At 52.0% G+C, this 12,212-nt stretch carries 9 protein-coding genes and 6 pseudogenes; 2 read left to right on the top strand and 13 right to left on the bottom strand.

What is annotated here, in order from left to right; genetic code table 11:
- Positions 1 to 42: 42 nt before the first annotated feature.
- The 3 genes from BGK49_RS14375 to BGK49_RS31120 form a co-directional block, all read right to left on the bottom strand.
- Positions 43 to 816, bottom strand: a complete 774-nt coding sequence (locus tag BGK49_RS14375) for a DeoR/GlpR family DNA-binding transcription regulator (RefSeq protein ID WP_024259630.1) — start codon at positions 814 to 816, stop codon at positions 43 to 45.
- A gap of 105 nt (positions 817 to 921) precedes the next feature.
- Positions 922 to 1,962: a galactitol-1-phosphate 5-dehydrogenase gene (gene gatD, locus BGK49_RS14370; RefSeq protein WP_000844202.1), complete on the bottom strand. Its 1,041-nt coding sequence runs from the start codon at positions 1,960 to 1,962 to the stop codon at positions 922 to 924.
- Between the two features lie 47 nt (positions 1,963 to 2,009).
- Entirely contained in the window at positions 2,010 to 3,500 is a 1,491-nt protein-coding gene (locus BGK49_RS31120; protein WP_069375766.1) for a Glu/Leu/Phe/Val dehydrogenase dimerization domain-containing protein, read from the bottom strand.
- Between the two features lie 235 nt (positions 3,501 to 3,735).
- Between BGK49_RS31120 and BGK49_RS14360 the strand changes: the two genes are divergently transcribed.
- Positions 3,736 to 4,008, top strand: coding sequence for a YnjH family protein (locus tag BGK49_RS14360; protein WP_000085238.1), 273 nt, complete (start codon positions 3,736 to 3,738; stop codon positions 4,006 to 4,008).
- Here BGK49_RS14360 and nudG read toward each other — a convergent pair.
- Complete coding sequence (nudG, locus tag BGK49_RS14355) at positions 3,974 to 4,381, bottom strand: CTP pyrophosphohydrolase (RefSeq protein ID WP_000781878.1); 408 nt, start codon at positions 4,379 to 4,381, stop codon at positions 3,974 to 3,976. The genes BGK49_RS14360 and nudG overlap by 35 nt on opposite strands.
- Positions 4,382 to 4,467: 86 nt before the next feature.
- Between nudG and BGK49_RS14350 the strand changes: the two genes are divergently transcribed.
- A complete protein-coding gene (locus tag BGK49_RS14350) occupies positions 4,468 to 5,079 on the top strand; it encodes a CDP-alcohol phosphatidyltransferase family protein (protein WP_004983358.1) in 612 nt (203 codons plus the stop codon).
- An 8-nt stretch (positions 5,080 to 5,087) separates the two neighbouring features.
- On the opposite strand, the pseudogene ynjE reads toward BGK49_RS14350, so the two are convergent.
- The 9 genes and pseudogenes from ynjE to BGK49_RS14305 all read right to left on the bottom strand — a co-directional run.
- Positions 5,088 to 6,395 (bottom strand): annotated as a pseudogene (ynjE, locus tag BGK49_RS31115) (thiosulfate sulfurtransferase YnjE).
- 66 nt (positions 6,396 to 6,461) lie between these two features.
- Complete coding sequence (locus BGK49_RS14335) at positions 6,462 to 7,115, bottom strand: ATP-binding cassette domain-containing protein (protein ID WP_001299561.1); 654 nt, start codon at positions 7,113 to 7,115, stop codon at positions 6,462 to 6,464.
- A pseudogene (locus BGK49_RS30645) lies at positions 7,115 to 8,651 on the bottom strand (ABC transporter permease subunit). Before BGK49_RS30645 ends, BGK49_RS14335 begins: the two are co-directional and overlap by 1 nt.
- Positions 8,624 to 9,790, bottom strand: a pseudogene (locus BGK49_RS29495) (ABC transporter substrate-binding protein). The pseudogenes BGK49_RS30645 and BGK49_RS29495 overlap by 28 nt, the downstream one beginning before the upstream one ends.
- Before the next feature lie 9 nt (positions 9,791 to 9,799).
- Positions 9,800 to 10,348, bottom strand: a complete 549-nt coding sequence (locus tag BGK49_RS14320; protein ID WP_000524080.1) for a carboxymuconolactone decarboxylase family protein — start codon at positions 10,346 to 10,348, stop codon at positions 9,800 to 9,802.
- Positions 10,348 to 11,055, bottom strand: a complete 708-nt coding sequence (locus tag BGK49_RS14315) for a TVP38/TMEM64 family protein (RefSeq protein ID WP_000977129.1) — start codon at positions 11,053 to 11,055, stop codon at positions 10,348 to 10,350. The genes BGK49_RS14320 and BGK49_RS14315 overlap by 1 nt, the downstream gene beginning before the upstream one ends.
- 14 nt (positions 11,056 to 11,069) lie before the next feature.
- Positions 11,070 to 11,747 (bottom strand): annotated as a pseudogene (gene ydjY / locus BGK49_RS14310) (lipoprotein YdjY).
- Positions 11,748 to 11,751: 4 nt separating this feature from the next.
- Positions 11,752 to 11,895 (bottom strand): annotated as a pseudogene (locus BGK49_RS29490) (TVP38/TMEM64 family protein); the annotation flags it as partial.
- 17 nt (positions 11,896 to 11,912) lie between these two features.
- A pseudogene (locus tag BGK49_RS14305) lies at positions 11,913 to 12,212 on the bottom strand (IS1-like element IS1X2 family transposase); the annotation flags it as partial.

The following is a 12,212-nucleotide window of genomic DNA, read 5'->3' as shown; positions in this document are numbered from 1 at the left end:
CCGGATGCGGTGTAAATACCTTATCCGGCATACAGAACAATACTACACCGTAATTAATTTCACCCGTGTCTTCTGCAATGCCAGTTTATCCACATCAGACACAGCATCATCGGTAATAATAATGTCAATTTTTTCGATTGGCAGTACCTGATTAAAACCGCGACGGTTAAATTTCGATGAATCGAGAACGGCAATCACTTTATTAGCGGCTGTGACCATCGCACCGCTAACGGAATAACCCTCATTAAAGGTCGTAATACCATTAACCGCATCAATACCATCAGCACCGACAAACATTAAATCGGCATTAATATCCTGCAGGGAACGTTCAGCAATAGATCCATGCATAGATCGCGTTTTATGGCGGACCGTGCCACCGCAGACGACCAGAGTAATGTCTTTATTTTCGGAAAGGGCAAACGCAGCCGGGAGACTGTTGGTAATCACCGTGATATTTTTGGCGGTCATTAATCCTTCGGCGATAAGCATTGTGGTACTTCCGCTGTCGAGAATAACGGTCATCCCTTCATGGATCATTTTGACTGCCGCCTGCGCTATTCTGTTTTTCGGCGCGCTGGCGAGCTGAAATCGCTCTTTAAACCCGACTTCCTGGGTCTCGGTTTCACTATTACCAGACATTATTTTCGCCGCACCGCCATGAAAGCGCGTAACCACGCCTTTTTGTTCGAGAAAGCGCAAATCGGCACGGATTGTCGCTTCCGAGGCAGCAAATACTCCCGCCAGATCCTGAACAAGCACGGTTCCCTGTTCATTCACTAATTGGATGATCTTATTCCTTCGCTCGAATGAATTCATCGTCATTTACCCATATTCAATTGTGGCTAGTGTAAACGAAGGGGGACCATTGGTGAATGATCTGTTTTGCACAATACCGGGCCAGCATCACGCTGGCCCGCGGTTTCATGGAATGAGCAACACTTTGCCCGGCATGGCATTACGAGCGATGTCACGCACCGCCTGGGTGAAGCTTTCAAAGCTTCCACGGTGAGCGATTAATGGCTCCAGGCTTAACTTACGTTCTGTCAGCAACCGGCTCGCCGTTTCCCACTCCTGCCCCGGCCAAGGGCTGGAATAGTTCATCCAACTGCCGATAACCGTCAGCTCTTTACGCAATATTTTGCCAAACGTTGCCGATGTTAAATGCAGATCCTGATGCAACGTGCCCACCAGCGCCAGTTGGGCATGAGGACCGGCAATCTCTACCGCCAGTTCGACAGTTTGCGGTACGCCAGCCGTCTCGAGGATAAGCTGATTAAAACGCAGTTCGCGTAAAACGCTCTGCATTTGCGGCGCGCTCATTTCGCTACTGTTAAATGTTTGCATCGCACCGAAAGATTTTGCCAGTGCCAGTTTTTCTGAGCTAATGTCGATAGCCGTCACACTCTTTGCTCCCAGCGCGACAGCGCACTGAATAGCCAGCAGGCCAATGGTTCCGGCACCAATAATAATAACGTTTTTATTCTCACAACCTTGCGCTAAATGAAAAGCATGCAGACCAACGGTAATCGGCTCAATAAAAGCCCCATCCTCAATAGGCATATCCGTGGGTAGAGCAAAGACATTTTTTCGCTTAACGACAATATATTCAGCAAATCCACCATCACGCCGCGAGCCAATAAAATCATATTTTGCGCACTGGGAATAAAACCCTTTCAGACACTCTGGACAAGTAAAACAGGGTAATAACAGCACACAGGCAACCGCATCGCCAGGGTGTAAATCATCAACACCGGATCCCACCGCATCAATATAGCCGCTAAATTCATGGCCTAACGTTATTGGATAATAATGTGCACCATTTTTAAATATCCTGGGTAAATCGGAACCACATAAGCCCGAGCTGGCAATTTTTACCCGCACCTCATCCTGATGTTTAATTTCAGGAATGACGCTTTCTGCAACGCGCACGATACCATCAGTATCATTCACCACTGATTTCATAAAAACTCCTGATTGTTAAGGGGGATAACCTCCCCCTCAGGTAAAAATTATTCTGCGAGAACGACTTTCTCTTGTTTAATAAAGCCACGCGCTCTACGCCAGGTCATGAAAATACCGGTCAGATAAATTGCACCGATAATAATGAAACCGGGAATATTTTGCGGGGAGAAAACCTGAATCAGTAACCAGGTAATGGGAGAACCGCCCTGATCCATTGAAGCCACCATACCCCCGGCTTTTAACGCCCCAGCATTAGCCGCCAGTTGGGTGTGCAAACCAATAGTTTGCGTCGCGATCCACAGAGTGATGCTCATGATGATGACACCCGAGATTAAGGTGCGGAACAGATTTCCACGATGCACGGCGACTGCCATCGCCACAAAGAAGCCGATGGTGGCAAGATCGCCAAACGGCAGCACCTGATTACCCGGAACACAAACAGCAATTAAAATGGTGAGCGGGATAAAAATCAGGCTTGCCGATACCACCGCCGTATGCCCCAGCAGTAATGCGGGATCCAGGCCAATCAGGAACTCCTGACCGCCGAACTTCGCCTGTAAACGACTACGGGCCTGCTTAGCGATGGGCGTTAAACCATCCATGATGGGTTTAATCACCCGTGGCATTAGCAGCATCACTGCCGCCGTTTTTACCGCCAGCTGCAATACACCTTTGACATCGTAACCCGCGAGGATGCCGATAATCAGCCCCATCACAAAACCCACGGTGACAGGCTCGCCAAATGGACCAAATTTGCGCTGAATATCGTCGGCGCTAAATTTAATTCGGTTAACGCCTGGGATTTTCTCGATGATAGCATCGACCAGCACCGCAATCGGCCCCATATCAAAACCCATACCGTGGCGTTTTAACATTGCTTCTGTGAAATAAACCAGACCGTAGCCGGTAGCTTCCGGGCGAATAAGACTACCGCCAAATGAAAGGCCCTTACCGGTGAAGACGCAGGCGGTATTGTTGGAGAGCTTTTTCATCATCCCCGCCATAAAGCCGACTTCACGACCACCAACGCCGATATCACCTGCCGGAACGTCGGTATCCGCGCCCAGATGACGATAAAGCTCGGTCATCAGCGCCTGGCAGAAACGCATCACTTCGCTTTCGCTTTTACCTTTCGGGTCAAAATCGCTACCGCCTTTACCACCGCCCATCGGCAGGGTAGTCAGGGCATTTTTGAAGGTTTGTTCGAAGCCGAGGAATTTGAGAATGGAGAGGTTAACTGACGGATGGAAGCGCATACCGCCTTTGTACGGGCCGATGGCTGAGCTGAACTGCACACGCCATGCACGGTTGACCTGTACCTGGTTGCGATCATCAACCCATACCACGCGAAACTGGATCACGCGCTCCGGTTCAACCAGACGCTCCAGTAATGACATCTGGCGATATTTTGGATTTTGTTCAAGAAAAGGCCAGAGTGTGGTCATTACTTCACGAACGGCTTGCGCGAACTCGGTTTGATTCGGGTCGCGCTTTTGGACATGGTTGAGGAATGACTCCAGAGAATATGTCTGATCCATAGATATAAAACCCTTATATATTAATACGATTGTGCTTATGTTGTTTATGTCATGTGCTTTTGCAGTTTTCGACTATACCATCAAGAATGTGACGGTAAGCAAGAAAAAAATGACCCAGGAACGCAAATTAATAACGAGAGTAATCTCATAACCAAATGCGATAACTCAGACGCTAAAGTTTTGCCACCCGGCTACCGTTATCAGTTGCAGAGACAATAACGTTAAGGAGTTCCCTGTGAGTCGAGCATTGTTCGCCGTAGTATTAGCATTTCCATTAATTGCACTGGCTAACCCGCATTATCGTCCGGACGTGGAGGTAAACGTACCGCCAGAAGTGTTCAGTTCAGGCGGGCAGTCAGCGCAGCCCTGTACTCAGTGCTGCGTTTATCAGGATCAAAATTATTCTGAAGGGGCGGTAATTAAAGCCGAAGGAATACTGCTGCAATGCCAGCGGGATGACAAAACCCTTAGCACTAATCCGCTGCTCTGGCGGCGCGTAAAGCCATAAACGCCTCTAATAGTGGAATGTCAGTAGGGGCCAGCGGATATTGCAGCGCCTCTTCAGGTGAGCACCAGACCAGCGCCTGATGTTCATGTGCCTGTAACGTCCCGTGGAAGTCGGGTACGTGCCAGGCATGAAGATGGATAATCCGGCCCGAAACTTCTCGCTGATGGCTGGCAACATACTCACCCACAGTTGCTTCGATGCCCAATTCTTCGTTTAACTCACGCACCAGTGCCTGCTGCTGGCTTTCATCCAGCTCGACTTTACCACCGGCAAACTCCCATAATCCCGCCTGATCGCTCTGGGCGGGGCGTTGCGCGAGTAAAATTTTGCCATCACGTTCAATGATGGCGGCAACAACTTCAATCATTTTCATAAATTACACACGGGCAGATAAGCGAAAAATGCCATAATATCCGCACTGTTGCTCAATCAGAAAGGCTTTATATTTAAGGAGTGCCTGTGCTAGACCGCCATCTTCATCCCCGGATTAAACCGTTGTTGCATCAGTGCGTGCGGGTTCTTGATAAACCGGGCATTACGCCAGATGGTTTAACATTAGTGGGATTTGCCATCGGCGTGCTGGCTCTGCCGTTTCTGGCGCTGGGCTGGTATCTGGCGGCGCTAGTCGTCATTTTGTTGAACAGGCTGCTTGATGGTCTGGACGGTGCGCTGGCGCGGCGCAGAGAGCTTACCGACGCGGGCGGCTTTCTTGATATTTCTCTCGATTTTCTCTTTTACGCGCTGGTGCCGTTTGGCTTTATTCTTGCTGCACCGGAGCAAAATGCGCTGGCAGGCGGCTGGTTGTTGTTTGCGTTTATCAGCACGGGCAGCAGTTTTCTCGCCTTTGCTGCACTGGCAGCAAAACATCAGATTGATAACCCCGGTTATGCACATAAGTCGTTTTACTATCTGGGGGGATTAACCGAAGGCACAGAAACGATCTTACTGTTTGTGCTGGGATGTTTATTCCCTGCATGGTTTGCGTGGATCTTCGGTGCGTTGTGCTGGATGACGACCTTTACGCGGGTGTGGAGTGGGTATCTGACGCTGAAGTCGCTCCAGCGTCAGTAATTGCAATGTTATTTGCTACTGTCCGGGCCGCGTTCACCGGTTGCTACCGGATTTTTTGGATCGCTGCTCCATTCGTACCAGCCGCCGTCATACACGGAAACATTCTTCCAACCCATGGCGCGTGCGTACATAAAGGTTTCGGACGCGCGCCAGCCGGTGCCGCAGTAGAATGAAACTTGCTGCTCTGGTTTGATATTCCACGCTTTCCACATAGCGGTAATATCATCGGCGCTGCGCATGGTGCCATCCGGGTTATGAAAATCTTCCATATGCGTCGAGTCGCTACCAGCGTGTCCCCAACGTGCTCCGGCTATTTCACCTTTTGGTTTAATATAGCTGTAACCGCTGGTCGTACCGATAAATTCTGGCCACGAACGAATGCTCACCAGCGATGCATCCTGGCGATGCAGCAGTCCACGGGCCTGTTCCATATCGAGCATCAACTGCGGTTGTGCCGGGATCTTCACGCCGAAATCCGGTTCCGCTTTCACTTTCGGTGGCGTTCCTCGCTCAACAGGCAGTCCCGCGTCGGACCAGGTTTGCCAGCCGCCATCCAGCAGACGCACATCTTTCACGCCTGCGTAGAGCATAATTTGCGCCACACGCGCTCCAGCGTATACGTCACGCCCGTACAGAATGACCGTGGTGTCATGGCGAATGCCGTGTTTTGCCAGCATCGCTTTTAGTTGTTCATCAGAAACTTTGTTCCACAGCGGTTCGCTTTCCACTTCGTTGGTATCGATGTAGTCAGCACCGGGAATATGGCTGATAAGGTAAAGCTTAGGAGCGCCCTAGGCCGCTTCAATGACTTTCCAGTCACCGGCAGGTTTCGCCGTAACCTCTTTACCTTGTTGCAGGTCGTGCAGCCATTGCGGATAAACCAGCTGCTCAAAGTGCGGCAGTTTTTGTAGACGGGAAGGTTCGCTTAGCGCGTCACTCAGAATGGAGATATGCGTAAAACCTGCTTTTTGCAGTCGCGTTTTGACGGCGTCGACATCTTTGTCATTACCGTACAGCGCCACCGGGGCATCGGCTTTCAGGTTATGTTGCTTGATCCACGCGTTGAGCTGTTCGGTGCTCATTTTGTCGAGCCAGCTGGCAGAGAGGTTTAAGGCGGCAGGTTCATGACCAGAAGGGCCATTTAAGGTTTGTGGCCAGCCGTTATAAAACGCGCTGGGGCGAGTATCTATCGCTTTGCCATTTTGTTGTTGAAGCTGGTCAAGTGTAAGAGGCTTCGCCAGTTCAGCGGCCCACGAAGAAGCGCAAGCCAGCCCTAAAGCCATTGCCAGCGCGGTCATTTGAGAAACACGTTTCATCGAAAATCCCGACATTGTAGTTTTGAGTGCGCCATTCTGAACTGACGCATTGAGAAAAACTTTGCGTTATCGCAGTTTGTTGTAATTTTCTGACCACTGCGCCATATCCAGAACAGAACTATCAGCAGGAACATCCTGGAGATCGTGCGTTACCTGAACGACGGGGATCGCCAGTTCGCGAACTTCGCTGAACACCCACTGGCGAAAATTATCGCGCAGAGCCACATCAAGACGGCTGAATGGCTCATCCAGGAGTAACGCTTTTGGCTGAGCGAGAAGGGCGCGCAGCAGGGCCACCCGCGCTCGCTGACCGCCTGATAATGTCGCAGGGTCCTGGTGATAAGTTTCAGCCAGTCCCGCTCGATCAAGCGCGTCTTTCACGGCATTGCGCCTGGCAGTCCCCTTGAGCGTCGACGGTAGCGCCAGCAGTAAATTTTGCCCGACGCTGAACTGGTCAAATAACAGTGCATCCTGGAAAAGAATGCCAATCTGACGCTGTGCGGTGGGTAGCATGTCAATCCGTTGCTCATTGAGCCATAGCTCACCTGTACAAGAAAACTGTCCAGCCAGTGCACCAATCATCCATGAAAACAGAGTGGATTTTCCACAGCCAGACGGCCCCATTAACGTGACGATGTCACCTTTATCAACCGTAAAGTTAACGTTTGTCAGCAAGCGGCTTTCTGGTAAACGTAGCGAAACATTTTTCACGCAGAGCATTAGCGGAGTCCTTGTCTGACATAACCTACCCATTTTGCGACTAACGCGGTCAGGGCAAAAATAATAAGCGGTAACAACAGTTGCCATAAAGCCTGGGCGGCGAGAATACCGTTGCTGCCGCCGCTGCTTAATGCCACCGCCTCAGTGGTGAGCGTCGGAAAACGCCCCGCGCCCAGCCACAGCGTCGGCATATACTGCGCAATACTGACTGAAAATCCCACCGCGAAGGCAATCAGCACAGGGCGCAACATGAGTGGGCATTTCACGTAAAAGAAGATTTTGGCCCGCGACCAGCCCAGTGTTTGCGCAATCAAAATTAACCGTGAATCAATGCGCTGCCAGGCGGGTTGCAGGATAAACAGCATCCACGGCATTACCCACAGCAGATGCCCCCAGACCACCGCCGTCCAGCTTCCATCCAGGTTCAGCCATAGCGCCAGCGTGTACTGGCCCGCCACCAGTGGCAGAGCGGGCAATAGAATGGGCAACCATAGCCACAACTGGCGATGCTGTGGCCCCCATTCCAGCCACAGCAGTAACAGGAGCAAAGCGATGAATGTTGCTACCAGCCCCATTGTCAGACTGTTGATGAGTGCTTCACTATTGATCGTCGACTGATCCGCGAGGATCGCCAGCAGAACCACACACAGCACACCGGTTAAGGGTAAAAAACTCGCCAGCGTAGTGCCTGGTAATAAAGGTGTGGCAGGCATTGCGAATGCCATCTACGCGGGGAATAGTGCGCCGCCAGCTGCGCCATAGCAGATAGCTCAGCAAAACGTAGGCGGCGAGTAACAGCATCAGCAGCAGACTGGCGAGTGCGCCTTTCGTTTGTTGATCCGCGTCGCCCTGAGTTAACCACTGCCAGCTAATTACTGCCAGCGTCGGTGGATTACCTGGCCCAAGAATAATCGCCACATCCACGACCGAAAGCGACTAGGCAACAATCGCCAGCATCGCCATTGCCAGCGAAGGCGCGACGGAGGGCAACAGCAGCCAGTTCAGGCATTGCCAGCGGCTGTAGCCCAGCGAATCCAGCACAATGACCTGCTGCAACAGCCGTTTTTCGCTCAATACTGCCGCTAAGATCCACAGCAGAAATGCGCTTTCTTTCACTGCAAGGGTGAGGCCCAGACCGATGCCAAATCGGTCCATTGGCGGAGTGAAATACGGGAAATAGTCATATAGCAGCCCTCCGTCAGCAAAGAGCAGCAGGGCGCTGGTGGCAAAAGCCACATGGGGAATGGCGAGCAGCCACGGCAGACGGGCGCACATACGCTGCCATTTCGGCCCAGGCCATAGCGCCACAATCACCAGCAGGGCAATCAACAATGCCCCGACCGCCGCGATGGTTGTCGACACCAGCGTTGCCAGTAATGCATGCGGTAACTGTGGATCGGCAAATAACGCCTGCCAGTGTGTCAACGACAACGCAGGCGATATCAGCGTGAGAGCTGCCGGGATCAGCGGTGCATAAATCACCGCCACCATCGCCCACAGCAAAAAGATTAATGCGTACCGTAACGGCGTAACCATTCTTGTTCCAGTGCATTCACCCATCCTGCGTGCGGTTCAGCCAGTACCGGCGGCAGATCCTGCGGCATTCTTGATTGCAATATTTCGCGCTGCCCGTCAGGCAGTTTTTGCGGATCGAGAACAGAAGGATCGCCCCAGACAACGGGATCTGCTTTACGCAGTTGCGCATCGGGTGAGAGCAGAAAATTGGCAACTACCTTCGCCGCAGCACTGGCATTCGCGTTGGCTGGAATGGTGACGAAATGCACGTTGCCAATCATCCCCTCGCGAAAGCCAAAACTGTAACTGCTTGCCGGCAAATCGCCGCTGGCGATTTTTTGCTGCGCATGCGCGGGGTTAAAGGTCAGCGACAGGCGCAATGTGCCGGCTTTCAGCAGAGCATCCATCCGCGCGGGCGAAGGCGGGAAATCCTTTCCTTCGCGCCACAAATACGGATGCAGTGCATCAAGATATTGCCACAAGGGCGCAGTGACACGGGCGAAAGTCGCATCGTCCGGCGCTTCTTTTAATGCGGCGGGATCTGGTGTCAGCATAATCAGCAACTGTTCAAGAAACGCCGTGCCGGTAAAGTCCGGTGGGCGCGGATAAGTAACCGTGTCGGGATTGGCTTTAGCAAACTCCAGTAAGGCTTGCGGCGTTTGTGGTGGCTGTGGCGTAACATCGCGGCGGGCGATAAACGTCAGTTGTGCGCCGCCCTAGGGCGATTCCGCACCTTGTGTCGGCACTGAAAAATCTTCCCGCACCGGCAGCTGTGTGTCGACATAGCGCCAGTTGGGCAGAGTCTCCGCCCAGCCCGTTTGTAATAAATTGGCCTCTTTTAAGGTGCGGAAGTTTTCGCCGTTCACCCAGAGCAGATCCACCGAGCCGCCCGTTTTACGACCGGCAGCAGCTTCGGTCTGAATGCGCTTCACCGCGTCTGCGGCATCCGCGAGACGAACAATCTTCAGGTTTATAGCGTAATGGGTTTTCATCTCGCCGCTAACCCAGTCGAGGTAGCGGTTAATTGCGGTATCGCCGCCCCAGGCGTTAAACTAGACGGTTTGCCCTTTGGCCTCATTTTTAATTTCCTGCCAGTCACTGGCATGTGTTGCCAAAGAAAACAGCGATAACAATCCCAGCAACCACCCACAATGGCGCATCTTCTCTCCTTAAGAACGTTTTTCCGGAATACGGCACAGCCCCTGAGCGGGAATGTCCATGGCAGAATTAAAACGAGCCGACAGGTTTTGCAGGCCGATCAATGCCGTCAGTTCGGTGAGCGCCTGAGCGTCAAAATGCGCAGCCAGTCGGGTACGCAGGGCATCATCGACTGTTGGCGGTGTGACGCTTGCGGCTTCGGCGTACTCCAGCGCCAGCCGTTCTTCATCGCTAAAGAGCGGGCTTTGCCGCCAGTCAGCCACTGCCAGCAGTTTATCGGTGCTGCCGGTACGCTCGGCGACTTTCATACTGGTGATATCCACACAAAACTCACACAGGCACATTTGCGCAATGCGCGCGCTGACAAGCGATCGCACTACCGGATCGAGCGGTGAGCGTTTGCGCTCCAGCCACCCAACAAACATTGACACCAAATAAAAGATAAACGGGATCCGCCCCCACCAGCGAATCGGGCTTAGCACCTCGCCGTAATGGCGACGATGCAGCCACGCCTGCGGACGTAAAATGAAAGGAATTTTGCTAAGCGGCGGTAAACCCATCAGTCATTCCTCTTCTGGCGCTCAAGCCATATTTTCTTCGCCATAAAAATCACCACGGTCAGGGCAAACAGAATAAACAGTCCGGTGACAAACCAGAAAGTACCGCCTGTTAACATGCTGCCCGCCCAGGAATAAACAATAGTCGCCGGTAATTGACCAAGTCCGGTGGCGATAAAAAACGAGCGAAAACGTATTGAAGTCAGACCGGCAGCATAGCTGATTGGATCGAAAGGGACAAAAGGCAATAACCGACAGACCAGGATGGTGTGTTTGCCGTAGCGAGTGAAAAAGCCGTCCATACTGTCAAGCACGGTTTTGCCGGTTAATTTTTCCACCACTTCGCGGCCCATCACTCTGGCGATAAAAAAGCACAGCGCCGCGCCGGCCATCGAACTGGTCCACGACAGCAAGCCGCCCCAGAACGCGCCAAACAGCGACGCATTGGCAAAGGTGATCAAAAACGCAGGTAGCGGTGCAGCAATGGCCTGTAAAATCATCAACAAGAACGAGACAACTGCCGCCAGTGCGCCGTAAGACTGAATAAAGCGTTCTATACCCTGTTGGTCCACGGCGGCAAACGCCGCAACGCTGCGATTGATAAACTCATGGACGCCGGGAAGCAGCGCCCATGCGAGCAGCATAGCGAACAACAGGATGATGAGGGTTATACGGTAGTACCAGATTTTACGCGATTGCATCTTCATCATCCTTTATCCTGGCTTTATTCGGTGATTTTAAAGGTAACCGTTGCCAGCGTGTTATCCGCCGGGAGAACTGAGGCATTGCCTTTGAATTTCACTTCGCCGCGTTTTTCCACCGCACCATAAGTGTATGTTGCATTGCTGACGATGCCGACCGGGCAGCTATCCAGACACACCAGTCAACCCGTTTTCTTCTCTTCTGCTGCCGTTAAATTACCGCCAAAGCGCATGTCCAGTTTCTTGCCATTACTGTCAACAATCACTTCATCGAAGGAATACGCTTTTGCCGCCCCTTGCCAGTTGACCGAAATATCCAGTTTGCTGCCTGTGACATGAGTCGTTTCTTTATTATCCATCGTCATGTTTTCGCCCGGCGTACCACCTGCCTCTTTCAGGGCTTCATAAAATGCTTTCGGGGTCGCATAAGCCATAAACAGCGATTTATGTCCGTTGGAGCCATCTTTAAACACAATACCGTGACGAGTGTCGTCGGTGAGGAAACGACCATTAATTTGCACCAGCATGGTTACCGTATGGTTATTGGCATCGACGCGCAGCGGTTGGCTGTTCGAAAGTCCGTCGTATTCCACTTTTGCCGCCGCATTCTCTTTTTGATCGCAGCCGCTAAGCCCGGCAACAGCCAGTAAGCAGAGTGCAGCCAGTCCTTTTTTCCATGACACTGAATAATGTTGCGACATCGTTCTATCCTTCATTTTTTGGGTGAGTAAGCGGGCTGCGGCGCGAAGCAGACAGATCCACATGTTTGTGTCGGGCGTAGAGTTTTGCGAGCTGGACGAGAATAAACAGCGCCAGGCCCGCCAGACAGAGTTGTAAAATAAAGCGCAGCGGGTAATGACTCCAACTTACTGATAGTGTTTTATGTTCAGATAATGCCCGATGACCTTGTCATGCAGCTCCACCGATTTTGAGAACGACAGTGACTTCCGTCCCAGCCTTGCCAGATGTTGTCTCAGATTCAGATTATGTCGCTCAATGCGCTGAGTGTAACGCTTGCTGATAACGTGCAGCTTTCCCTTCAGGCGTGATTCATACAGCGGCCAGCCATCCGTCATCCATACCACGACCTCAAAGGCCGACAGCAGGCTCAGAAGACGCTCCAGTGTGGCCAGAGTGCGTTCACCGAAGACGTGCGCCACAACCGT

Origin of the sequence: Shigella sp. FC1544 (assembly GCF_001722145.1) — a bacterium.
Taxonomy (GTDB): domain Bacteria; phylum Pseudomonadota; class Gammaproteobacteria; order Enterobacterales; family Enterobacteriaceae; genus Escherichia; species Escherichia coli.
Note: the sequence above shows the minus strand (reverse complement) of the source record. Positions and strands in the feature narration are given on the sequence as shown.